Here is a 23,718-nt window from a genome sequence, read left to right on the forward strand (position 1 = left end):
TCAGCGCCGGAGCGTTCATGAATAACAGCCGATTTGCAAGAACCGCTGGCTGGCTGGCGGTGCCGTGCCTGCTCGCGGCAGGCCTTCTGGCCTGGTACGTCACCCGCGAGCCAGTCTCGCGCCTGGAGAACCATCAGATCGCCGTGGCCGACATCGACCCGGCGCTGGTCGCCCGTGGCGAATACGTCGCCAGGCTCAGCGATTGCGTAGCCTGTCACAGCGTGCCGGGCGGTGCGCCATTCGCCGGTGGGCTGGAAATGGCCACGCCGCTGGGCGCGATCCATGCGACCAATATCACCCCGGACACGGAAACCGGCATCGGCCACTGCAGCCTGGCGGACTTCGACCGTGCCGTGCGCCACGGCGTGGCGCCCGACAGTCGCCGTCTGTACCCGGCGATGCCCTACCCGTCCTACGCCAAGCTCAGTGATGAAGACGTACGAGCGCTGTATGCGTTTTTCATGAAAGGCGTAGCGCCGGTCAAACAGGCGAATATCCCCAGTGCGATTCCGTTTCCGCTGAACCTGCGTTGGCCGATTGCGCTGTGGAACGGCGTATTTGTTGACGCCGAACCTTATGTGACTAAACCGTCGCAGGATGAACGATGGAACCGCGGCGCTTATCTCGTGCAGGGCGCCGGGCACTGCGGCAGTTGCCACACGCCGCGCAGCCTGGCGTTCAACGAGAAGGCACTGGATGAGTCCGGCAAGCCATACCTCGCCGGCGCCCTGCTCGATGGCTGGTACGCCCCGAGCCTGCGTGATGATCACAACACCGGGCTGGGCCGCTGGAGCGAGCAAGAGATCGTGCAGTTCCTCAAGACCGGTCGCAACCAGCACGCGGTGGTCTACGGCTCGATGACCGAGGCGTTCAACAACTCCACGCAGTTCATGAGCGATGACGATCTGACGGCCATTGCCCACTACCTGAAGTCGCTACCCGGTGATCGCGAACGCGATGGTGCACCTTGGCAGTATCAAGCGGTTTCGGCAGCGCCACGTCTGGAATCGCCCGGTGCACAGACCTACGTGACGCGCTGTGCGTCGTGCCACGGTCTGGACGGCAAGGGTCAATCGCAATGGATGCCGCCACTGGCGGGCGCCACCTCGGCATTGGCCAAGGAAAGTGCCTCGGCAATCAACATCACTCTGAATGGTTCGCAACGAGTGGTGGCGGCCGGCGTGCCGGATGCCTATCGCATGCCGGCCTTCCGTGAGCAGCTGTCGGATCAGCAGATCGCCGAGGTGCTGACTTTTATGCGCAGCACCTGGGGCAATCACGGCAAAGCTGTGGATGCGAACACGGTTGGCAAACTGCGTGAGCACACTGATCCGGCCAGCAGCAGTCCGATCATCCTGCAGATGCGTTAAGAGGAAAACCCGACGAGAGCCATCGACTTGCGTGTGGAAACGCCCTTGCGCCGTACCACATTCCACACCTCGTCGAATGAACATACATTCATCTAAAACATCGCTCCAAGCGTCTAGTCTGCGGGTTCCGACATAGTGACTACAGGAGTTCCCCACCATGTTCTCGCATGAAAGCATCCCGCTGATCATCATCTTCACCATCATGCTGCTTGGCGTTCTCGTCGCCGTCCTCCACCCGGTACATGCTGTCATCACGTGGCTTCGCAGGCCCCGCGAAGCATCTGCAACGCAACGTACGCGAAATGCCGATTCGCGCTGAATATGTCCATCATCCGCCCGGCAAGGTCCGGGCTTTCGGCTCCCCCCCTGCGCTGCACCCGGTTAAAAACGGCCAGGTGTGAATACGAGATCAACCGCCAGTCAACTCTATCTGTTTCACTCTGGACTAACGCCACCTGCAAGTCCTCTCCCACATGCATCCAGCCTGGTTGCGCCCTTGACCCCTTCCACGCCGATACAGGCTACAGAGCGATACAAAAACTCCGCTGCACGACACATCTCGGGTACATGCCAATGCAAAAGTGTGAGCCATCGGAACCTCCGCTGTCCGACATCCCCCATCACTCAGGCAGGTATTTCCATGATCAATCAACTCGACACCGTGCTGTACACCGGCAAGACCCGCACCACCGGCGGGCGCGATGGCGCATCGCGCAGTTCGGACGGCAACCTGGACATCAAGCTCTCGCCACCCGGTTCAAATGGCAGCGGCACCAATCCCGAACAGCTGTTGGCAGCCGGTTGGTCGGCCTGCTTCATCGGCGCCATGGGCAAGGCAGCCGCGGCACAGAAGATCAGGCTTCCGGCGGAGGTGGCGGTCGAAACCGAAATCGATCTGGGCAAGGCCGGCGATGCATTCTTTCTTCAGGCGCGCTTGAGTGTCAGCCTGCCGGGGCTGGAGCCTTCGGTCGCTCAGGCGCTGGTGGACGCTGCGCATCAGACCTGCCCTTACTCAAAGGCCACTCGCGGCAACATCGACGTCACCCTGCGGCTGATCTGAATCAGCCCTGTTTGATCCGACAAACCGCCCGATGCACGGCTTCGGGCGGTTCTTTTTACAGGGTTGGAGCGATGCCGTTCCTCCGGTTCAAACAACCAGAGGAGCGAAACGGTCATTCAACGATTTACGCAAACGACGTCTCGTGCTCGCTTTCGTGGACGTAAATCCACGAGATTCCCGATGGCGAATCCGGGTCGAGGCGCATCAGCGCCGAGTCGACTTTCTTCTTGGTGATCCCGTTCTTGACCAGGTCGAAAACCGTCAGGAAGCAGTCACCGGGAAGTGGCGTGATCGAGAGATTGATGATGTGTGATTCGGGGCTTCCGGCACGTTTGCCGTGCAGCCCCCAAAGGCGTTCCCAGTAGTTCTCGCGGTCCATGATCTGACCGTCCGTGAGCACCACCCGGAAATCATTCGCCAGGGCATCGTACAAAGGCTTGATCGCCTCTTCCGACTGGGAAGCGACGCCGCGCGACCACGGGAAAAAGAGGTTGTACCAGCGGTACACCTCGGCTTGCACCAGCGCTGTTTTATCGGTTGTTTCGGTGACTCGGCTGATTGCCATCTGCGTTCTCCTTAACGAGTTCAAAGGCGCGGGTTTCCGTTACGCATCGCCGGAGCGACGCTCCGCGCCTCATTCAAGATCCATCCTGAAATCAACGTCACGGGGCCAGTTCGAATTCGCTTCAATGACTTCAGAATTTCGCCTGTCATTTGGCTGACCCGGCCACAAAAGTAGACGCCAACCTGCTGGATTGCATAGGAAGCTGACAAACGGCTTTTCGATTGGCTGTGCTGCAACGTCCGTACTTGAGCGGTTCGGTAATGACTCAAGCCCACCGCCCTCTCCCGTTGCGCAATTTCACATTTTTTTCACGAAGCGCTTTGTTGCGGTAAAAAACCCTGACACAATTATTGGCAATGATTCTCAACTGCTCTTTGTTTGCTATTTAAAATCAGGAAGCCTCAATGTCGCGCCCAACCTCGCCGCATCGTTTCAACCCGTCACGCAACCTCCTGTCCATGGCCATCTGCATGGCCGTCATGACCCCGGCGCTGGCCGATGAAACCCGCGAGGTGCAAGACGCTGCCCCACCCGCCACCCTCGAACTCGGCGCGACTGCAATCACATCCACCCAACTGGGCAGTACCACCGAAGGCTCGGAGTCGTACACCACCGGCACCATGGCCACCGCCACCAAACTGCCGCTGACCCTGCGCGAAACACCGCAAGCCGTCACTGTCATCACCCGTCAGCGCATGGACGATCAGGCGATGACCAGCATCAACGACGTGGTCAACGCCACGCCTGGGCTGTTCCTCGACTACTCCAACGGCCCAGGCCGACAGGCCTACAAAGCCCGGGGTTTCAACATCGACAACCTGATGTACGACGGCATTCCAAGCGGCTACGACGGCGTGAACGTCGGCTCCCAGCCGAATCTGGCGATGTTCGATCGGGTTGAAGTCGTTCGGGGCGCGACCGGTCTGGTCACCGGCGCCGGCAACCCTTCGGCGGCGATCAACCTGGTGCGCAAACGGCCATTGGCCGAGCAGCGCGTCACCCTGACCGGCGCCGCCGGAACCTGGGACAACTATCGCGGCGAGCTCGATGCTTCCAGCCCGCTCAACGACAGCGGCACCCTGCGCGGCCGGGTGGTCACGTCCTACCACGACGCCAACAGCTTCATCGATGACGTGGACGAACAACACAACCTGTTCTACGCCGTCACCGAAGCCGATCTGAGCGACGACACCACCCTGACCCTCGGTTTCTCGCACCAAAAGGACAGGACCAACTACTTTTGGGGTTCATCAATGATCGGCCTCGACGGCCATCACCTCGACCTGCCGCGCTCGTATAACCCCGGCACTTCCTGGGAAGACAAGGATCAGGAGATCAACACCGTCTTCGCCGAGATCCGTCAGCAACTGGCCAACGACTGGAAGCTGCAGGTCAACGCCAACTATTCCGAGCAGAACGCGCTGTTCTCCGGCTCGTACCAGTCACGCTGGGTCAACGACACACTGGCCCGCACGGTTTACCAGTCCAAGGCCGATGAAAACCAGGCAGGTCTCGACGCCTTCTTCAGCGGCCCGTTCGAAGCCTTCGGGCGCAGCCATGAACTGGTGGTCGGCGCCAGTAAACGCATCTACGACCTGACCACCCACAACTACTCGCCCTACGACACCAACTGGCCGATCAACGCCGGCAAGCCGGACTTCGTCCACACCAACAATACGCGCGAAGTCACCACTCAGGACGGCGTGTACCTGACCACCCGCCTGAGCCTGGCCGACCCGCTGAAGCTGATCCTCGGCGGGCGTCTGGACTGGTACGACTACGACAACCGCGATGGCGACGGCGATTACAAAGTCACCCGCAACGTCACCCGCTATGCCGGCCTGATCTACGAGCTGGACGACCATCATTCGGTGTACGCCAGCTACAGCGACATCTTCACCCCGCAGAGCAACAAGGGCACCTCCGGTAACCCGGTCAAGCCGATCGTGGGCAAGAACTACGAGGTCGGTATCAAGGGCGAATACCTGGGCGGCGCGCTGAACGCCAGCCTCGCCGTGTTCCGCGTCGATCAGGAAAACCGCGCGGTGCAGGTGTTCGTGCCGAACTGCCCGCAGTCTTCCTGCTATGACGCCTCCGGCGAAATCCGCAGCCAGGGTATCGACCTCGAGCTGCAAGGCGCGCTCACCGACAACTGGCAGATCGGCGGCGGCTACACCTACGCCCGCACGCACACCATCAAAGACGAGGCGAACCCGCAGAACGTCAACAAGCAGTTCGACACCGACACCCCGGAGCACCTGTTCAAGCTCACCACCCGCTATAACTTCCAGGGCCCGCTGGAAAAACTGCGTGTGGGCGGCAACATCTCCTGGCAGAGCCGCATGTACAACGACATCGAACTGCTCGATGGCGGCAACTACCGCCTCAAGCAAGGCGCTTACGCCGTGACCGACCTGATGGCCGGCTACCGGGTCAATGACAACCTCGACCTGCAACTCAACGCCAACAACATCTTCGACCGCAAGTACTACTCCACCATCGCCAACTCCGTCAGCTACGGCGGCGACAGCTATGGCACGCCGCGCAACATGATGCTGACGGCCAAGTACACCTTCTAGGTCTTCTTAGCGCAGGGACGCGCCAGAATGTCTTCCAGAAAATCAATGAACACATTGATACGACTGGAGCCACGGTGATTGGGCAGATACAACGCATTGATGCAGCAGCTCGCATTACCGGGGTTGACTTCATACCCCTCCAGCAGCCGCATCAACCGACCCGCCTCAACATCAGCGCGCACCAGCCAGTCCGCCAGCAGGGCCACCCCGCGCCCCGCCACCGCCGCTTCGCGCAGGATATCGGCATTGTTGCTTTGCAGGCGGCCATGGACATTGAGCTGGATGGTTTCCTCGTCGCCCTGGAACGTCCAGTGCTGGTGCGAACCACCGTAGTCGAAGCGCAGGCATTGATGCTCAAGCAAGTCACGTGGATGCGCCGGCACAGCGTGACCGCTCAGGTAATCCGGACTCGCCACCACCCAGCGCTGGAAGCCGCCCACGCGTTTGCTGACGATATCGTCACTGACCACCGACGATCCCAGGCGCACCGAGACATCGATCTGCTCGCTCAGCAGATCGCTGACCTGATCGCTCAACGACACACTGATTTCAAGCCCCGGATGGCGGTCGAGCAATACCCCCAGTTGCGGCGCAATGATCTGTCGGCCGAATTCCACCGGCACGCTGATGCGCAGGCGTCCTTGCGCCTCGCTGCCACGGTCGGCAACCACCGCGTCGGCCTCATCGATGGCATCGAGAATGGCCACCGCTTTCTCGAAATAGGTTTGGCCGGCGACCGTCACGCTGGTGTTGCGTGTGGTGCGGTTGAGCAGGCTCGCGCCCAACTCGTGTTCCAGCCCCGCCACCTGGCGCGTCACCGAAGAGGTGGAGATGCCGAGTTTGCGCGCCGCCGAGGAGTAACCACCGCAACGGACGGTTTCAACGAACATCTTCAGTGCCAGCAACTTGTCCATAAGTGGAGCCCGATCGAAAGGAAACGGTGATGATTGTGCATCACCGTTCGCCGATCGTCTTGTAAGACCGTGCTTCATCGGACTCAGCGGTGCCTGAGGTTCAGGCATCGGCCTTGCGGCTCAGGAACAGCGCCAGAGCCAGGGCCGGCAGCAACGCCACGGTCACGGCGGACAGGTTCCAGCCGAAATGCTCGTAGAGCGGACTGGCGACCAGCGATCCCAGAGCACCGCCGACGAAGATGCTGGTCATGTACACGGCATTCAGGCGGGCCCGGCTGTGCGGATCAATGGCGTACACCTCGCGCTGGCCCAGCACCATGTTCAGCTGCACGGCGAAGTCCAGCAGCACCGCGCAAACCACCAGCCAGATATAGCTGCTGCCCGGCAGCGCGGCGATCAGCAACGAGGCCGGCGCCAGCAACAGTGCCACGAGCGTCCCGCGCCGACCGTGCCCGGCATCGGCCAGCCGCCCGGCAATCGGCGCTGCGACCGCGCCGACGGCGCCGACCAGGGCAAATATCGCCACCTGTGCCTGACTGAAACCGTGGTGCCGCATCAGCTGGATCGGTGCGAGGGTCCAGAACAGGCTGAAACTGGCGAACAGCAAGCCCTGATACAGCGAACGCTGACGCAGAACCGCGTGCCGACGGGCCAGCGCAAACACCGAGCCGATCAGCGCAGCGTACGTCGCCTGATGGCTCGGGACGCGGCGCGGCAAGGCAATCGCCATGATCAGTGCGATGACAGCCATCAGCGCCGCTGCGCTGAAAAACACCCCGCGCCAGCCGAACACTTCCACCAGCAGACTCGACAGTGGCCGCGACAGCAGAATGCCCAGCAACAGGCCGCTCATGATGTTGCCCACCACCCGGCCACGGGTTGCCTCGGGCGCCAGATGCGCGGCCAACGGCACCAGAATCTGCACCGCCACCGAAGTCAGGCCGATCAGCAACGACAGGACCAGGAACATCGACGGCGAATGCGTCAGACCGGCGCACAACAGCGTCACGCTCGCCGCCAGGGTGAAGCCCACCACCAGCCGGCGGTTTTCCATCAGGTCGGCCAGCGGCACCAGCAACAGCAGGCCCAATGCATAACCGAACTGCGTGAGTGAAACGATCAGACTGGCATTGGCACTGGACAGGCCGATCTGCGGCGCGATCAGTTCGACGATCGGCTGAGCGTAATAAAGGTTGGCCACGACCGCGCCGCAGCAGAATGCCAGGAACGCGACCATCAGGCCGGAAAGAGAAGCGGATGGTTCGGCCTTGGCCGCCGCTGCCGGATTGCCCGTAAGCATGATGACACCTCAATGAGTTGGGAAAGTGACGCCAAGGCTAGGGGCTGTGCGGGCGTTCGAGTATCCATCCCTCGGGCAATTGAGTGATGCGCCAAATGCAACGACCCTCGGCGTTGCACTTGGCGCAACGTGCTATTGCGCGGTCCAGCAATACTCGGACGTTTGCACCTTCTCTACCCTTGGGCACCAGGCGCAGGGCTTTGCATCGGCGCCCTTCCCCGGTCGTTCAAGGAGTTGTCGAAGATGCCGAATCCGTCCCTCACGCCCACCGCGTGCCGCTTGGGCAGCCGCTCATGAACGGTCATTTCATGAGATCCAGAGCGCTGTGGATCAGCGCGGCAGCCCTCGCGTCGATCGGTGCAATCGCTGCCCTGGCGCTGATGTGGCGGCCGGCAATTGCGCCGGTCGAACGCCCGCAAACCTTCGACTCCGCGCAACTGCAACGCGGCGCACGAGTGGTCGAGGCTGGCGACTGTGCGGTGTGTCACACGCGGCCCGGTGGCCAATACCTGGCCGGTGGACTGCCGCTGGTGACGCCGTTCGGCACCCTCTACAGCACCAACATCACCCCGGATCCACAGACCGGCATCGGCCAATGGTCGCTGCCGGCCTTCGAGCGGGCGATGCGTGAAGGGATCTCCCGCGATGGCCACTTCCTGTACCCGGCCTTCCCTTACGTTCATTACCGGCGCATGAGCGGAGACGATATCGCCGACGCCTATGCGTACCTGATGAGCGGCCCCGCGGTGGACTCGCCGCCACAACAGAACCGCATGAACTTCCCGATGAACATCCGGCCACTGGTGTCGTTCTGGAACCTGCTGTTCCTGCATGGAAAACCGCTGACGCCGCTGGCGGAGCAATCGCAGACGTGGAATCGCGGACGTTACCTGGTCGAAGGTCCCGGTCACTGCGCGGGCTGTCATTCGCCGTTGAACCTGATCGGCGCCGAGAAATCCGGCGAAAACCTGGCCGGCGGCAGCGTGGATGGCTGGGACGCGCCGTCACTGCTGGGCATGGCGCACCGGGCAAACCCGTGGAGCAGCGAACAATTGGTGAGTTACCTGCGGGCCGAAGTGGTCGACGGACACGGCACGGCAGCGGGCCCGATGCGCCCGGTCAGTCTCGGTCTGGCGCGCTTGCCCACAGAAGATGCCCAGGCGATTGCCGAATACCTGCTGAGTCTGCCGGCGAAAACTGCGATCAACGAAATTCCGAGCGCCAGCGCTGAACCTGCGGATCGATCCTCTGGCGCGCTGCTGTTCACCAGTGCCTGCGCCGGCTGCCATGCCCAAGGCGCGCCGATGCGTGAAATCGACGGCCGCCCGGCACTGGATCGCACCTCGGCGCTGCAGGCCGCCAGCCCGCGCAACTTTGTGAAAACCGTACTCGAAGGCATCCCGGCAGAACCCGGTCAGCCGAGGCCGGTGATGCCATCGTTCGCCGCCAGTCTCGACAACGCTCAACTCGACGCCCTGGCCGTCTATCTGCGCCATCAGGCCAGACCCGACCATCCGTGGACCGACCTTCCTGCCACCCTCCAAGCGCTACGTCAGGAGACGAAATGACTCAGATCACCCTCAACGTCAACGGATCTTCCCGGGCCCTCGAGCTGGAACCCGACATGCCGCTGCTCTATGCGCTACGCAATCACCTGGGCCTCAACGGCGCCAAGTACGGGTGTGGTCTGGGCCAATGCGGTGCCTGCACCGTCATCGTCGATGACCAACCGGTGTTTTCCTGCCTGACACCCTGCGCCGGTCTTGAGGGCAAAAAGGTGCGGACGGTCGAGAGCCTGGGAACCGCCGAACACCCCGGCTCCCTGCAGCAAGCGTTCATCGACAAACAGGCCGCTCAATGCGGTTACTGCATCGCCGGCATGTTGATGCGTGCGCAGGCATTGCTGGAAAGCAATCCGCATCCCGATGAGCAGACCATTCGCGAACACATGTCCGTCAACCTGTGCCGCTGCGGCACGCACTTGCGCATCATCGAGGCGATCAGCCTTGTCGCCCGGCAAAACGGGAGCGCGCTATGACAGCGATCAACGAGGTCGATCACAGTCGCCGTGCGTTCCTGCGCGGGGGCGCCCTGCTGGTAGCGTTTGCTTTGGTGCCGGTCTCACGCCGCGCCCTGGCCGACACCGAAGTCGATACCTTGGGCACTGTGGTGCTGGCACCGGACCTGCCCGGCAGCCTGCGCACCAACCCCTGGCTCGATGCCTGGATCCGCGTCGGCCCCGACGGCATCACCGTCTACACCGGAAAGGTCGAACTGGGCACCGGGGTCAAAACCGCGCTGCTGCAAATTGCCGCTGAACGCCTGGAGGTAGATCCGACCGCGATCAACCTGCTCACCGCCGACACCGCACTGACGCCGAACGAAGGCTACACCGCCGGCAGCCACACGATTTTCGACAGCGGCACGGCGCTGTTCAACGCGGCGGCGCAAGTGCGCGAGATGCTGCTGGAGTCGGCCGGGCGCAGCTGGAACGTTGCGCCGGCGCTGCTGACGACTCGCGACGGCAGCATTCTCGGCCCGACCGGGCAACGCATGTCCTACGCCGACGCCGTGCAGCATGTCGATCTGCACCACTATGCAAAATCCGAGTCGCCCTCGATGCCGCCGGCGTCGTTCAAGCTCATCGGCCATTCGCTGCCACGCCTGGATATCCCGGGCAAAGTCAGCGGCGGCGCGGCGTTCGTGCAGGACATTCGCCTGCCGGGCATGCTCCACGCCCGGGTCATCCGCCCGCCGCGTCCCGGCTGCACGCTGGAAGCCATCGATATTGAATCGATCAAGACGCTGTCGGGGGTGGTGCAGGTGATTCGCGACGGCAATTATCTGGCCGTGGTGGCGCGGGATGAATGGCAGGCGATCAAAGCCATGCGTCATGGATACGCATCGGCGCGCTGGAGCGGCGGACAGGCGATTCCCGAATCGCGCGACATCCACACCTTGCTCGAACGCCTGCCTTCACGGCGTTATCCGATCAGCCATGAAGGCACGCCCCAGGGCGCGACCGACCACGAATATCGCGCCCGGGTGACCAAGCAATACCTGATGCACGGTTCGATCGGTCCGTCCTGCGCCGTGGCCTGGTTCAAGGACGGCACCCTCACCGTCTGGACCCACACCCAGGGCGTGTATCCGCTGCGAGCCGGGATCGCCGAAATGCTGCGGTTGCCGCCCGAGCGCGTGCGCTGCATCCACACTGAAGGCTCCGGCTGTTACGGCCACAACGGCGCAGACGATGCCGCGGCTGACGCAGCGCTGATTGCCATGCGCGTACCGGGCTCGCCGGTGCGGGTGCAGTGGATGCGCGAGCAGGAAAACCTCTGGGAGCCCTACAGCTCGGCGATGGTCACCGAAGTGCAAGCCAACCTTGACCCACAGGGTCGGCTGCAGGACTGGAACTATGAGCTGTGGACCACGCCGCACAACGAACGCATCGTCAACGCCGGGCGCTTGCTGCCTGCACGCCTGCTGGCCCGGCCTTTCGCTTCAGCACCCTCGGTGCCGATCGCCCAGCCTGAGGGCGATGGCGATCGTAACGCGGTGCCGCTGTACACCGTGGCCTCTTCGCGGATCGACATGAACTTCGTCACCGAAATGCCGTTCCGCACCTCGGCCATGCGCTCGCTGGGCGCCCACATCAACGTCTTCGCCATCGAAGCCTGTATCGACGAACTCGCCGCCAAGGCCGCAGTCGATCCGGTTGCCCTGCGTCTGGCACACCTGACAGACCCTCGGGCACGGGCTGTTGTGGAAAAGGTTCGCGATGCCGTCGGCTGGCCGCAAAAAAGCAGTGAACCCGGCGCAGGCCTTGGCTTCGCCTTCGCGCGTTACAAAAACATCATGGGCTACTGCGCCATTGCCGTGCGTCTGCGGGTGCATCCGCAGACCGGCGAAGTGCAGATCGATCACGTCGTCACGGCGGTCGACGTGGGACAGATCGTCAGTCCCGATGGCCTGCGCAACCAGGTCGAGGGCGGGATCGTGCAGTCCACCAGCTGGACGCTGTATGAAAAAGTCGCCTATGACGCCGGCGGCATCCGCAGCTACGACTGGAGCGGCTACCCGATCCTGCGCTTCTCGCAAGTCCCCAGGAAGGTCGACGTTCACCTGCTCGACCAACCGGGGCAACCGTTTCTGGGGGCCGCCGAAATCGTCCAGGGCCCCATGGCGGCTGCCATCGGCAACGCCGTGGCGAACGCCACCGGACGGCGCTGGCTGAACCTGCCCCTGACCCGCTCGCAACAGCCTTCCTGAACCGCGCCACGTTGCATTTCACGCAATGCAGCGTGGCGTCGCGTGAGGATTATCAAGCACCGGTCAGCCGCTTAACGTAGGGCCATCCGGTGTCGGGACAAATGTCCCGACACCGCCCTGCCGACCCTTTTCGAAGACTGGAGAACCCCCATGACACAACATCTGTTCCGCCCCATCGCCCTCGGCCCCTACACACTTCCCCACCGGGTGGCGATGGCACCGTTGACCCGCTCCCGTGCCGGGCAACCGGGCGACATCCCGACGTCCATGAACGCCGAGTACTACCGCCAGCGGGCGAGCGCCGCGCTGATTATCACCGAGGCAACGCAGATTTCCCGTCAGGGCCAGGGTTATGCGTGGACGCCTGGCATCTACAACGATGAACAAGTGCAAGCCTGGCGCGAAGTCAGCCGCGAGGTACACGAGGCTGGCGGGTTGATCTTCATGCAGCTGTGGCATGTGGGCCGCGTATCGCACCCAAGCTTTCAACCGGACAACGCATTGCCGGTGGCGCCGAGCGCATTGCCTGTACCGGGCAAGACTTTCATCGTCGATGCCGAGGGCAACGGTGTCTGGGGTGACGTGCCGGTGCCGCGCGCACTGCAAACGTCGGAGATCGCGGACATCATCAGCGACTACCGCCGCGCCGCACGCAATGCACTGAACGCCGGGATGGATGGCGTGGAAATTCACGCCGGCAACGGCTATCTGCTGGACCAGTTCATCAACAGCAACAGCAACCAGCGCACCGACGGTTATGGCGGCACTCTGGAAAACCGTGCGCGCCTGTTACTGGAAGTGGTGGCGGCCGTGGTCGACGAAGTCGGTGCCGACCGTGTCGGCGTGCGCCTGACTCCCATGGGCCGCTTCATGGGCATGGGCGATGAATCGCCGCAAGCCACGTTCGGCTACATCGTAAGTTCGTTGAACCGCTGGAAATTGGCGTATCTGCATCTGGTCGAGCCCGCCGTGGTCGGCACCGTCAAGGATGAAAACTTCGATCCGCGCTGGGACGCGATCATCGCTCAGTTGCGTGATGCCTGGGCTGGCGTGTTGATGATCGCCGGCGGCTACGACCCCGAGTCGGCGGAACAGGCGCTGGCCGACGGGCGGGCCGACATCATCGCGTTTGGCCGTCCGTTTCTGGCCAACCCCGATCTGCCTCGACGAATCCGTGAAGGGCTGACGCTCAACGCACCGGACCCGAGCACGTTCTTTGGCGGCGATCAGCGTGGCTATATCGACTACCCGGTGCACGCCCATTGATACGCTGAACAGCGGATGCAAAAAGGCCTGCCACATCGGCAGGCCTTCTTCGTTTTCGCGGAGCGTTACTGCTTGAGAATCAGCAGCGGCTCGCCCTTCTTGACGATATAAGTCGCCAGCTCCGAGCCCTTCTCGTTGCCGACATTCTTCGCGATATGCGCCACACCCGCCGGGATGAACAGCGAATCCCCCGCCTTGAGCGTCACCGGTGCCTGCCCTTCAAGCCGATACTCGAACGTGCCGCTGATCACGTAAGCCACTTCCACACCCGGATGCGCATGGTTGGGCGAGGTGACGCCCGGTTCGAAATCGACACGGGCCTGGATCACTTCGCGATCCGCAGCGCCTAGATCCTGACGAACCAGATCGGTGCGGCTCAGGCCCTGCTGCCAGCTTTTCGCCGGGGCGGCGGATTGGGTGTCAGCCGCGTGGGCGAGGCCGGTCAGCGAAACGAGTACGGCGGCAGCGGTCATCAGAAGTGTGCGGCGCATGGTGTTGCCCTCTTGGAAGTAGTGATGTGTTGACGACTACTTTGGCCGAGGCATGTACGCGGGATGTGTCCTGAGGTCGGGGTTTGTTACCCGATTGTGTACGGCAGCGGGATTGATACACGCGCATACAACTCACAGCACGTCTGACAGCCATTGCCTGAATGCCACGATCTTTTTTGACCCGGCGTTTTCATGGGGCGTGACAAAGTAGAAACCCGACGTGGACTTCAGCCGCAGATCAAACGGCGCCACCAGTCGCCCGGCGCGCAAGTCGTCATCGACGTAGGTCGAACGCCCGATGCACACGCCCTGCCCGTCAATCGCGGTCTGCACGGCCATCATTGCCAGATCGAAGGTCAGACGCGGGCCTTTGGCCGTGAGCGGTGGCTGGCCTGCCGCGTGCAGCCAGTCGTTCCAGTCATTGGCGGTCAAGCCGCTGACTTGCAGCAAAGGGTGATGGGCCAGATCCGCCGGCGTATTCAAAGGCTTATCGCCGTTCAGCAGTCGCGGACTGCACACCGGGAAGATCTCGTCGGACATCAGCCAGTCAGCCCGCAGCCCAGGCCATTCGCCGTTACCGTAGCGGATCGCCGCGTCTATCCCGGCCTTGCGAAAGTCGACCAGCTCGGTGGAGGCGCTGATCCGCACATCAATCTGCGGATGCGCCTCGCGAAACGATGGCAATCGCGGCAACAGCCATTTGGACGCCACCGACACCAAAGTGCTGATGGTCAGGACACTGTTGTTGCTCGATTCCAGCAGCTTTTCAGTCGAGTAACGCAACTCAAGAAACGCCGAGCGGATGCCGGGAAAATAAGCATTGCCCTCCTCCGTCAGCGCCAACCCGTCCTTCAAGCGCATGAACAGACGCACGCCAAGTTCATCTTCGAGGCGCCGGATCTGATGGCTGATCGCGGTCTGTGTGACGTTCAGTTCTTCGGCGGCGCGGGTGAAGCTCAGGTGCCGGGCGGCACATTCGAAGGCTCGCAATCCGTTGAGCGATGGCAGTCGGGGGAGCATATGACCTCTTCAGACCATGAGATTTTGTCATACGCTAGCACTGCATTTGTCCTTTGCGAAGCGGCGCGGCGATAGCGGATTCTGAGGCTCTACCTGCAAGGAGATCCCATGAAACTGTACTTCGCCCCCATGACCTGTTCGCTGTCGCCGCACATTGTGCTGCGCGAGCTGGCGCTGCCGTTCGAGCTGATCCGGGTCAACAACCAGACCAAGCAAACCGCCGACGGCCGGGACTTTCGCCAGATCAATCCGAAGGGTTACGTGGCTGCGCTGATGCTGGACAACGGTGAAGTGCTGACCGAAGGCCCGGCGATTCTGCAGTACCTCGCCGACCTCGTACCCGGCCATTCGCTGGCCCCGGCCAATGGCACCTGGGAACGCTCGCGCCTGCAGGAACACCTGATTTTCATCAGCTCGGAAATTCATGGGGGCAGCGCGCCGTTGTTCAGCAGCGAAATCCCGGAAACCACCAAGACGATCTTCAAGCACAAACTGTTCAAGCGTCTGGATTACCTGAACCGCATCCTCGCGACACAGCCCTTTCTTATGCAAGTGTTCGGCGTAGCGGATGCCTATCTGTTCACGGTGCTGAAATGGTTGCCGACATTCAGTATCGCCATCGAAGACTGGCCAGCGCTGGCGAACTACATGACGCGCATCGCCGAGAGGCCCAGCGTGCGGGCGGCCATCGCGGCAGAGGAAGCCACGCAACCGGTCGTCTGACATGACCGGTTGCGGCAAGCGCCCTTAATGGGCCGCCGCGCAGTCAGGCGCCCGACTCCGGATCACTCGCCGGCAAGCCACGCGCCTCTCTGTCTTCATCATCCTTGGCGGTGCTCTGAGGATTGGCGTCGGCGCTTCCTGAGCGGTTGCCGTCCTGCGGATGCTCGGATCCCACCGAATCGTTGGCCGCCACATCGCTCATGTCTTCTTCCAGGGGTGCTTCATCGTCCGGCGGCAATGGGACTGGCGACTCATCCTTGCGGGGATCATGGCCGGTTTCATTGTCGGTGGTGCGCGTCACGGCCTGTTGTGACAGGTTGCCGGGTGCACTTTCATCAATGTCCATGGGGTTCTCCGTTCTGCTGCGGGATATGTGTACCTGAACGTGTGAAACAAGCGCGTGCGGGTTAGTGCCCCCTGCTGGACGAATGGCGCTCCGGTTGCCGAATGCCCCAGCGCTTCTATAGTGAAGGGGTTCAAGCCCTTCTCCCGTCGAGCGCCCCATGGCCAGCACCGATCAACTGATCATCTGCGAGCATTGCGACTGCGTGTACGAAAAAGTCACGCTGGCCAAACACCAGAAGACCCTCTGCGTGCGCTGCGGCGGCGTGCTCCAGCGCTACAACGGCCTGAGCGTGGAGCAACGTCTGGCGCTGAGCTTCACGGCGGCGATGCTGTGGCTGTTCGCCAATTTCTACCCGGTGATGAGCATCAGCATGAAGGGCCTGAAAAACAGCGCGACCCTGTGGGATTCGGTGTTGGCCCTGAGTCAGGGGCCGATCACCTTCATGGCGATGGTCGCGGCGATCTCGATCATCATCGCCCCGGCCTTTCAGTTGGTGTTGTTGATCTGGGTCTTGAGCTTCGCCCTCGCCTCGCGCCGTTCGCCGGGGTTCAAACTGTGCATGCGCTGGCTGGAAACGCTGCGGCCGTGGAGCATGCTCGAGGTTTGTTTGCTCGGCGCGATGGTCGCGGTGTTCAAACTGGCGGGCATGCTCGACGTCATTCCCGGCATCGGCCTGTTTGCGCTGGCCGTGCTCAGCCTGTTGCTGATCCGCATCGCCGGGCGCGACGTGCGCGAACTGTGGGACATCCTATGAAACGACCACCGACGGCAACCGAACTCAACCTCTGCCTGTGCCACAGCTGCGGACTGGCCTGCGACATGACCGGCGAACCGCACCAATGCCCGCGTTGTGACGCCCCGCTACATCGGCGCAAGACCAACTCGCTGACCCGCACCTGGGCCTACATGTTCGCCGCGCTGGCGTTTTACGTGCCGGCCAATCTGCTGCCGGTGATGAACACCACCCTGCTCGGCAGCGGCGCCGACAGCACCATCATGAGCGGCGTGCTGGAGTTCTGGGAACACGGTGCGTGGGACATCGCCCTGATCATCTTCGTCGCCAGCATCGCCGTGCCGGGGGTGAAATTCGTGGCGCTGACCTTGCTGTTGGTCACCGTGCAACGGGACAGTCATTGGGCGCGCAAGGAGCGTTCGAAGCTGTACCGCTTCGTCGAGTTGATCGGCTACTGGTCGATGCTTGATGTGCTGGTGGTTGCGCTGGTGGCGGCGCTGGTGAAATTCCAGGCGCTGGGGGATATCGAGCCGCGACCGGGGATACTGTTTTTCGGTCTGGTGGTCGTGTTTACGATGCTCTCGGCGATGAGTTTCGACCCGCGTGTGATCTGGGATAACGCGCCGGACGAAGAAACCGAAGAACCCCGGCACTCGACTGAACAAGTGCCGGGGCATCAAGCGACTTAAATCAGATCTGCGCAGTACCGCCGTCAACGAACAACTCGATGCCGTTGACGAAGCTGCTGTCATCCGAGGCCAGGAACAACGCAGCCTTGGCAATCTCGCTCGGCTCGCCGAGACGCCCGATCGGCACGATAGACGCCAGTTGATCGAACAGCCCCTGGGTGTGTTCCGCCGGCACCAGCCCTGCCAGACCTGGCGTGCGCACCGGGCCAGGGCTGATCGCGTTGACGCGGATGCGCCGTGGTTTCAGGTCCAGCAGCCACGACCGCGCGAAGTTGCGCACCGCCGCTTTACTCGCGCTGTAGACGCTGAAGTTCTCCGTGCCCTGCACCGACGTGGTCGACGAGGTCAGCAGAATCGAGGCGCCATCGCGCAGCAGCGGCAAGGCCTTCTGCACGGTAAACAGCGTGCCCTTCACGTTGGCGTCGAAAATCCGGTCGAAGTGCTCTTCGGTGATCGCGCCCAGCGGCAGCATGTCCCCGCCGCCGGCGTTGGCGAACAGGATGTCGAGGTGCCCGGCCTTGGCGGAAATCTCGCTGTAGATGCGATCCAGATCCTCCAGCTTCGCCACGTCGCCCTGAATGCCGATGGCTCGCGGGCCGATGGCGGCGACCGCTTTGTCCAGTTCGGCCTGACGACGGCCGGTGATGAATACGGTGGCGCCCTGGGCGACGAATTCCTGCGCCGAGGCCAGGCCGATGCCGGTGGTGCCGCCAGTGATCAGTGCGATTTTGCCTTCAAGTCTGTTGCTCATGATGAATCTCCAGTAACCGTTTCGAGGTAAGTGACGGGTCGTAGGTGAGCCGTTGGAAGCGACTTTAGGCCGATCGATTGAATTGAAAAATCCGCAAAATCGGTTTTGTTTGTGCACAGACATGCACAATACTCAACCGCATCTACCCCACCGAGCCCGAACCGATGAATCAGTTAATGGCGATCCGCACCTTCGCCCGCGTCGTGGAAAGCGGTTCTTTCACCAAAGCCGCCGACTCGCTGAACCTGCCGAAAACCACAGTCAGCAAACTGATCGGCCAACTGGAAAACCACCTCGGCGTACGCCTGCTGCAACGCACCACCCGCCGCCTCACCGTCACCGCCGACGGCGCCTCTTATTACCAACTGACCCAACAACTGCTGCATCAACTGGACGACATCGACCAAGGCTTCAGCCAGGCCCAGGGCCTGCCGCGCGGCAAGATCCGCGTAGACATCGGCGGCTCGACCGCGACGATGCTGGTGATCCCCGAACTGCCGAAGTTCTTCGAACGCTATCCGGACATCCAAATTGATTTGGGCGTCAGCGACCGCCCGGTGGACCTGATCAGCGAACGGGTGGACTGCGTGATTCGCGGCGGCCAACTGACCGAACAAACCCTGGCCGTGCGCCGCCTCGGCGAAGTGTCCTGGACCACCTGCGCCACCCCCGATTATCTGCAACGCCACGGCACTCCGAGCCACCCGCTCGACCTGGCCAGCCATCAGCTGATCGCCTACCGCTCGGCCTCCACCGGGCGCATCCTGCCGTCGAACTTCCAGCGCAACGGCGAACGCCATCAGATCGAAGGCAAAGGCCTGATCAGCGTCAACGAGAGCAACGCGCACCTGGCGGCCGGCCTCGCCGGGCTGGGGATCATCCACACCTTCAGCTACACGGTCAGGACCGCCATCGAGCGCGGCGAACTGGTGCCGATCCTCGAGGACTGGCGTCCGCCGGCCTATCCGTTTCATGTGCTGTATCCGCCGAACCGGCATTTGAGCAATCGGGTGCGGGTGTTCATTGATTGGCTGGTGGAGCGGTTTGCGCAGGTCGATTGAGGTGCTGCGCGAGCATTGCTGACTTTTACGCAAAACACCTTTGACCCAGGGCCGGTTCTTCTCATGCCCGTTGCCACCGATACTGGCGGCCATTGACAGTCATGGGAAACCGCACAATGCAAACCGATTACGCTGCCTGGGCCTGGACGTCCGGCCAAGGGCTGGATGGCCTGACACTGACCCGCAAACCTCTCCGGCAACCCGGCCCCGGCCAAGTGCTGGTGGCCAACCGCGCCATCGCCTTGAACCCGGTGGACTGGAAGATCATCGAGTGGGGCCATCCCGCCTGGAGCACCGGCCGTGTGCCGGGGGTCGACGGCATGGGCGTGGTGGTCGCGGCCGGCGCCGGCGTGACACTGCAACCCGGCAGTCGCGTGGCGTATCACCAATCACTGGCGAACGATGGCAGCTTCGCCGAGTACTGCCTGCTCGACGCCGCCACCGTGCTGTCAGTGCCCGCCGCGCTCGATGATGCCGCGGCGGCGTCACTGCCCTGCCCCGGACTGACCGCGTGGCAAGCCGTGGAAAAGGTCCCCGCGAATGGCGCAGCCGATGTGCTGGTGATCGGCGCCGGCGGCGCGGTCGGCCTGCTGCTGGTGCAACTGGCGGTACAACGCGGATGGCGGGTCTGGGCGACCGCGTCCGGCGCGCATCATGCAAAGCTCAAAGCCCTGGGCGCAGTCGGCGTATTCGATTACCGCGAACCGGACTGGCAAACCGCACTCGCAACCAGCCTCGGCGAACGTCGTTTGCATGCCGTATTCGACACGGTCAGCGGCGCTCACGCGGCGAAAATGGCCGACCTGCTGGGCTACAACGGCCATCTGGTGTGCATTCAGGATCGTCAGGAAAGCGCGCCGCTGCCGGCGTTCACCACCGCGATTTCGCTGCATGAAGTGGCATTGAACAGCTTCCACGTCCACGCCAGCCTGCACGATCGCCAGACCTTGCGCCGCAACGGCGAGCACCTGCTGCAAGCCTTGCTGGACGGCAGCCTGGTCGGCCCGGCGCTGCAGATGTTCAACTTCGATGAATTGCCCCAGGCCTTGCGCGCCCTGAAGGACGGCGCGGGTGGCGGGAAATGGGTGACGCGATTGCCCCGCGCCTGACAAGCAACCACGGCCCGACTCCCTCGCAATCGCGCCGTTTCGTCTAACCTGACGTTGCACCCGACGATGATTGCCCATCGACGGGTGCATCGACCTTGATGCCCACGAAACGGAGAATTCCATGCTCAAGCGAACCCTGGCACTGACCGCTGGTCTGGCCCTGTCCCTGTCCGCCGTGCTGGCGCAAGCCGCTGAGGTGTTGAAGGTCAGCGCGATTCCCGATGAAGCCCCGACCGAGCTGCTGCGCAAGTTCGAGCCGCTGGGGTCTTATCTGGAGAAGCAACTGAACATGAAAGTCGAGTTTGTGCCGGTGGCCGACTACCCGGCGGTGGTCGAAGCGTTGGCCACCAACCGTCTCGATCTGGCTTGGCTCGGTGGCTTCACTTTCGTCCAGGCGCAGTTGAAAAGTGATCCAAAGGTCATTCCGCTGGTGCAGCGTGAGCAAGACGCCCAGTTCACCAGCAAATTCATCACCGCCGACCCGAACGTCAAAAGCCTCGCCGACCTCAAGGGCAAGACCTTCGCCTTCGGCTCCGTGTCGTCCACCTCCGGCAGCCTGATGCCGCGTTATTTCATGCTCAAGGACGGCATCAAACCGGAAAGCTATTTCAGCCGCGTCGGCTACTCCGGCGCCCACGACGCCACCGTCGCCTGGGTGCAGGCCGGCAAGGTCGACGCCGGTGTGCTGAACGCCAGCGTCTGGCAGAAACTGGTGGACGCCGGCAAGGTCGACACCAACAAGGTCAAGGTCTTCGCCACCACCCCGGCCTACTTCGATTACAACTGGACCGTGCGCGGCACCCTCGATCCGGCGCTGGCGGCGAAGATCAAAAAAGCCTTCCTCGACCTCGACCCGGCCAACCCCGAGCACAAGAAAATCCTCGACCTGCAAGCCGCCAGCCGCTTCATCGAAACCAGCCCGGACAATTACAAAGGCATCGAGGAAGCCGCCCGCGCCGCCGACTTGCTGAAATGACGCTGCGCCTCAAACAGGCTTTTCTGCACCACACCAATGGCGTGGAAGCCCTGCGCGGCGTGGATTTGCAGATCGAGGCCGGCGAGCAGGTGGCGATCATCGGCCCGTCCGGCGCCGGCAAATCCAGCCTGCTGAACCTGCTGGCGACCGCCATTCGGCCCAGCAGCGGCGACATCGAAGTGCTGGGCGAGCGCGCCTGGCACTTGTCCGCCCGCCAACGGCAGCGCCTGCGTGCGCGCATCGGTCTGGTGCATCAGGCGCCGCCGCTACCGCCCCGGCAACGGGTGGTGACGGCGGTGCTGGCCGGCAAGCTCGGCCAATGGAGCCTGGGCAAAAGCCTGATCAACCTGCTGCACCCGCTCGACGTGCCCGGCGCCCGCGCCGCCCTGGCGAAACTGGATCTGGCCGACAAACTTTTCAGCCAATGCCAGCAACTGTCCGGCGGGCAATTGCAGCGGGTCGGCATCGCTCGCGTGCTGTATCAGGCGCCGGAGGTGTTGCTGGCGGATGAGCCGGTCTCGGCGATGGACCCGGTGCTGGCCGGGCACACGCTGTCGATCCTGTCGCGCCATGCTCGCGAGCACAACGTCACGCTGGTCGCGAGCCTGCACGCGGTGGAACTGGCGCTGGCGCACTTCCCGCGCATCGTCGGTCTGCGCGAGGGCCGGATCCTGTTCGACTGCCCGTCCGCGCAAGTCAGCCGCGACATGCTCGACACCCTCTACGCCAACGAACAACTGCAATCCCCGGCGCCTGCCGTCACCCCGCTGATTGTGCAGATTCCGCGATGCTGAGCGCCGACACCCGCGACCCCGCCGCGCTGCCACGGTTGCTGCTGACCGGGCTGGCGATTGCCTTGCTGTGGCCCGCCATTCAGCTCAGCGAACTGGATCTGGGCGTGCTGTTTCATGCCGACAGCCAGAGTGAAATGGGCCGCTTCGTGTCGATGTTCTGGCCACCGGCCCATGATCGCGAGTTTCTGCAGTTACTGCTCAAAGCCACCCTGCAAACCCTGGCCATCGCCACCGCCGGCATGGCCCTGGCGCTATTGCTGGCAGTGCCGGCCAGCCTGCTCGCCAGCCGCGCCCTGTCGCTGACCGCCGCCTCCCGCAGCGGCCGCCCGAGCCTGTTGGGCCGACTGCTGCGCTGGCCGGTGCGCGGGCTGCTGATCTTCCTGCGCAGCGTGCCGGAAATCGTCTGGGCGCTGCTGTTCGTGCGCGCCGTCGGCCTCGGCCCGGCGGCGGGCGTGCTGGCCATCGCCATCACCTACAGCGGCATGCTCGGCAAGGTCTACGCCGAGATCTACGAATCCACTGACCAACGGCCGGCCCACGCCCTGCTCCAGGCCGGCAGCGGCCGCCTCGCCAGCTTCGCCTACGGCGTACTGCCCAACGTCGCAGCGGAACTGCTCTCCTACACCGTCTACCGCTGGGAATGCGCCATCCGCGCCTCGGTGGTCATGGGCTTCGTCGGCGCCGGCGGCCTCGGCCAACAGATCGACCTGTCGATCCGCATGTTCGCCGGCGGCGAAGTCGCCAGCATGCTCCTCACCTTCCTTCTCCTCGTCCTCGGCGCCGACCAACTCAGCCGCCTGCTGCGCTGGAGGCTGGCATGAAACGCCTGATCAATTCGGTGCTGATTCTCGCCATTGTCGTGGCCGTCATTGCCTCGTTTGCCTACCTGGGCCTTGATCTCGAAGAACTCGGCAGCGCCACCAGCCTGAAACAGATGGGCCTGTATGTGGCGCGCTTTCTCAGCCCTGACCTCAGCGCCGATTACCTGAGCGCCATCCTGCGTGGCTCGATGGAAACGCTGGCCATGTCTGCGCTTGGCACCCTGCTCGCCGCCGTGCTGGGGCTGTTACTGGCGCTCCCTGCCGCTGGACGCTTTGGCTGGTTTTTTCAGAGTGCTGCGCGCCTGCTACTCAACGCCCTGCGCGCCATACCGGAATTAGTGTGGGCTGCGTTGATGGTGCTTGCGGCTGGGCTTGGGCCGAATGCCGGGACACTGGCACTGGCCCTGCACACCACGGGCGTATTGGGGCGGTTGTTTGCTGAGGCGCTGGAGAACACGCCGCCGGAACCGGCGGATGCGATTCGGTTGCAAGGGGGGAATCCGGTTTTGGCGTTCTGCTACGGCACGCTGCCGAACCTGGCGCCGCAGTTGCTGGCGTACTGTTTGTATCGGTGGGAGAACAATATCCGGATGGCCAGCGTGCTGGGGTTTGTCGGGGCTGGGGGGTTGGGGCAGATGTTGTATGTGAGCTTGAGTTTGTTTCAGGAGGCGCAGGCGGGGACGGTGATATTGGCTATGCTGATTTTGGTGTGGGGGGTGGATTGGTTGAGTGGTTGGGGTCGGGGGCGGTGGGTTAAGGCTTAGGTTTGGCAGGCTCCTTATTTTCTCTTCTCCTTTTTTAGATCGCCTCGAGGCAGGGTGAACAATTTATGGAAGGTTCAATTTAGTATGGATCAAGCCCTATCAATCAAAAATCTT

Annotated in this window: 23 protein-coding genes and 1 pseudogene; 17 read left to right on the forward strand and 7 right to left on the reverse strand. The window is 62.8% G+C overall.

Features of this window, described 5'->3' with window-relative positions; translation table 11 throughout:
- Positions 1-17 precede the first annotated feature (17 nt).
- From EIY71_RS23700 to EIY71_RS23705, 3 genes are all read left to right on the forward strand, one after another.
- Positions 18-1,370, forward strand: coding sequence for a cytochrome c (locus tag EIY71_RS23700; RefSeq protein WP_134023368.1), 1,353 nt, complete (start codon positions 18-20; stop codon positions 1,368-1,370).
- A gap of 157 nt (positions 1,371-1,527) precedes the next feature.
- Positions 1,528-1,689 carry a hypothetical protein gene (locus EIY71_RS28625; protein ID WP_166673447.1) on the forward strand — a complete coding sequence of 54 codons (162 nt, stop codon included), beginning with the start codon at positions 1,528-1,530 and terminating at the stop codon, positions 1,687-1,689.
- A gap of 321 nt (positions 1,690-2,010) precedes the next feature.
- Complete coding sequence (locus EIY71_RS23705) at positions 2,011-2,430, forward strand: organic hydroperoxide resistance protein (protein ID WP_085747375.1); 420 nt, start codon at positions 2,011-2,013, stop codon at positions 2,428-2,430.
- Positions 2,431-2,554: 124 nt separating this feature from the next.
- Here EIY71_RS23705 and EIY71_RS23710 read toward each other — a convergent pair whose 3' ends face one another.
- Complete coding sequence (locus EIY71_RS23710) at positions 2,555-2,995, reverse strand: hypothetical protein (RefSeq protein ID WP_085747376.1); 441 nt, start codon at positions 2,993-2,995, stop codon at positions 2,555-2,557.
- 404 nt (positions 2,996-3,399) lie between these two features.
- Here EIY71_RS23710 and EIY71_RS23715 point away from each other — a divergent pair, with 404 nt between their 5' ends.
- Positions 3,400-5,574 (forward strand): TonB-dependent siderophore receptor, encoded by a 2,175-nt coding sequence (locus tag EIY71_RS23715; RefSeq protein ID WP_134023370.1) that lies wholly within the window; start codon positions 3,400-3,402, stop codon positions 5,572-5,574.
- Here the strand turns inward: EIY71_RS23715 and EIY71_RS23720 are convergent.
- Both EIY71_RS23720 and EIY71_RS23725 read right to left on the reverse strand, forming a co-directional pair.
- On the reverse strand, positions 5,571-6,488 hold the full coding sequence (locus EIY71_RS23720) for a LysR family transcriptional regulator (RefSeq protein ID WP_134023372.1): 918 nt from the start codon (positions 6,486-6,488) through the stop codon (positions 5,571-5,573). The two genes, EIY71_RS23715 and EIY71_RS23720, sit on opposite strands and share 4 nt — an antisense overlap.
- 100 nt (positions 6,489-6,588) lie before the next feature.
- Positions 6,589-7,788 (reverse strand): MFS transporter, encoded by a 1,200-nt coding sequence (locus EIY71_RS23725; RefSeq protein WP_134023374.1) that lies wholly within the window; start codon positions 7,786-7,788, stop codon positions 6,589-6,591.
- A 308-nt stretch (positions 7,789-8,096) separates the two neighbouring features.
- Between EIY71_RS23725 and EIY71_RS23730 the strand changes: the two genes are divergently transcribed.
- From EIY71_RS23730 to EIY71_RS23745, 4 genes are all read left to right on the forward strand, one after another.
- Positions 8,097-9,356 (forward strand): cytochrome c, encoded by a 1,260-nt coding sequence (locus tag EIY71_RS23730; RefSeq protein WP_134023376.1) that lies wholly within the window; start codon positions 8,097-8,099, stop codon positions 9,354-9,356.
- On the forward strand, positions 9,353-9,826 hold the full coding sequence (locus tag EIY71_RS23735; RefSeq protein ID WP_085747390.1) for a (2Fe-2S)-binding protein: 474 nt from the start codon (positions 9,353-9,355) through the stop codon (positions 9,824-9,826). The genes EIY71_RS23730 and EIY71_RS23735 overlap by 4 nt, the downstream gene beginning before the upstream one ends.
- Positions 9,823-12,060 carry a molybdopterin cofactor-binding domain-containing protein gene (locus EIY71_RS23740; protein ID WP_134023378.1) on the forward strand — a complete coding sequence of 746 codons (2,238 nt, stop codon included), beginning with the start codon at positions 9,823-9,825 and terminating at the stop codon, positions 12,058-12,060. Before EIY71_RS23735 ends, EIY71_RS23740 begins: the two co-directional genes overlap by 4 nt.
- A gap of 150 nt (positions 12,061-12,210) precedes the next feature.
- Positions 12,211-13,326: an alkene reductase gene (locus EIY71_RS23745; RefSeq protein WP_134023380.1), complete on the forward strand. Its 1,116-nt coding sequence runs from the start codon at positions 12,211-12,213 to the stop codon at positions 13,324-13,326.
- A gap of 65 nt (positions 13,327-13,391) precedes the next feature.
- On the opposite strand, the gene EIY71_RS23750 is transcribed toward EIY71_RS23745, so the two are convergent.
- A complete protein-coding gene (locus EIY71_RS23750; protein ID WP_085604329.1) occupies positions 13,392-13,817 on the reverse strand; it encodes a cupin domain-containing protein in 426 nt (141 codons plus the stop codon).
- 132 nt (positions 13,818-13,949) lie between these two features.
- Positions 13,950-14,837, reverse strand: coding sequence for a transcriptional regulator GcvA (locus EIY71_RS23755; protein WP_134023382.1), 888 nt, complete (start codon positions 14,835-14,837; stop codon positions 13,950-13,952).
- Positions 14,838-14,945: 108 nt separating this feature from the next.
- Between EIY71_RS23755 and gstA the strand changes: the two genes are divergently transcribed.
- A complete protein-coding gene (gstA, locus tag EIY71_RS23760; protein ID WP_134023384.1) occupies positions 14,946-15,560 on the forward strand; it encodes a glutathione transferase GstA in 615 nt (204 codons plus the stop codon).
- A 154-nt stretch (positions 15,561-15,714) separates the two neighbouring features.
- On the opposite strand, the pseudogene EIY71_RS28855 reads toward gstA, so the two are convergent.
- A pseudogene (locus tag EIY71_RS28855) lies at positions 15,715-15,906 on the reverse strand (hypothetical protein); the annotation flags it as partial.
- 157 nt (positions 15,907-16,063) lie between these two features.
- Here EIY71_RS28855 and EIY71_RS23770 point away from each other — a divergent pair.
- Together EIY71_RS23770 and EIY71_RS23775 are read left to right on the forward strand one after the other, a co-directional pair.
- Positions 16,064-16,660 (forward strand): paraquat-inducible protein A, encoded by a 597-nt coding sequence (locus tag EIY71_RS23770; protein WP_134023388.1) that lies wholly within the window; start codon positions 16,064-16,066, stop codon positions 16,658-16,660.
- The gene (locus EIY71_RS23775) at positions 16,657-17,328 is read left to right on the forward strand and encodes a paraquat-inducible protein A (protein WP_134023390.1); all 672 of its coding nucleotides are present in this window, start codon (positions 16,657-16,659) and stop codon (positions 17,326-17,328) included. Before EIY71_RS23770 ends, EIY71_RS23775 begins: the two co-directional genes overlap by 4 nt.
- 1 nt (position 17,329) lies before the next feature.
- Here EIY71_RS23775 and EIY71_RS23780 read toward each other — a convergent pair whose 3' ends face one another.
- Complete coding sequence (locus EIY71_RS23780; protein WP_085611803.1) at positions 17,330-18,079, reverse strand: SDR family NAD(P)-dependent oxidoreductase; 750 nt, start codon at positions 18,077-18,079, stop codon at positions 17,330-17,332.
- Positions 18,080-18,243: 164 nt separating this feature from the next.
- Between EIY71_RS23780 and EIY71_RS23785 the strand changes: the two genes are divergently transcribed.
- The 6 genes from EIY71_RS23785 to phnE all read left to right on the forward strand — a co-directional run bounded on the left by EIY71_RS23785 (position 18,244) and on the right by phnE (position 23,604).
- A complete protein-coding gene (locus tag EIY71_RS23785; RefSeq protein WP_134023392.1) occupies positions 18,244-19,140 on the forward strand; it encodes a LysR family transcriptional regulator in 897 nt (298 codons plus the stop codon).
- 116 nt (positions 19,141-19,256) lie between these two features.
- Positions 19,257-20,249 carry a zinc-binding dehydrogenase gene (locus EIY71_RS23790; RefSeq protein ID WP_134023394.1) on the forward strand — a complete coding sequence of 331 codons (993 nt, stop codon included), beginning with the start codon at positions 19,257-19,259 and terminating at the stop codon, positions 20,247-20,249.
- Positions 20,250-20,370: 121 nt separating this feature from the next.
- Complete coding sequence (locus EIY71_RS23795; RefSeq protein WP_102718319.1) at positions 20,371-21,225, forward strand: putative selenate ABC transporter substrate-binding protein; 855 nt, start codon at positions 20,371-20,373, stop codon at positions 21,223-21,225.
- On the forward strand, positions 21,222-22,019 hold the full coding sequence (locus EIY71_RS23800; RefSeq protein WP_039772121.1) for a phosphonate ABC transporter ATP-binding protein: 798 nt from the start codon (positions 21,222-21,224) through the stop codon (positions 22,017-22,019). The genes EIY71_RS23795 and EIY71_RS23800 overlap by 4 nt, the downstream gene beginning before the upstream one ends.
- The gene (locus tag EIY71_RS23805) at positions 22,013-22,840 is read left to right on the forward strand and encodes an ABC transporter permease (RefSeq protein ID WP_134023396.1); all 828 of its coding nucleotides are present in this window, start codon (positions 22,013-22,015) and stop codon (positions 22,838-22,840) included. Before EIY71_RS23800 ends, EIY71_RS23805 begins: the two co-directional genes overlap by 7 nt.
- The gene (gene phnE, locus EIY71_RS23810; RefSeq protein ID WP_134023398.1) at positions 22,837-23,604 is read left to right on the forward strand and encodes a phosphonate ABC transporter, permease protein PhnE; all 768 of its coding nucleotides are present in this window, start codon (positions 22,837-22,839) and stop codon (positions 23,602-23,604) included. Before EIY71_RS23805 ends, phnE begins: the two co-directional genes overlap by 4 nt.
- Positions 23,605-23,718: the final 114 nt, after the last annotated feature.

Source organism: Pseudomonas sp. CH235 (genome assembly GCF_004368175.1).
GTDB classification, from domain to species: Bacteria; Pseudomonadota; Gammaproteobacteria; order Pseudomonadales; family Pseudomonadaceae; genus Aquipseudomonas; species Aquipseudomonas paraglycinae.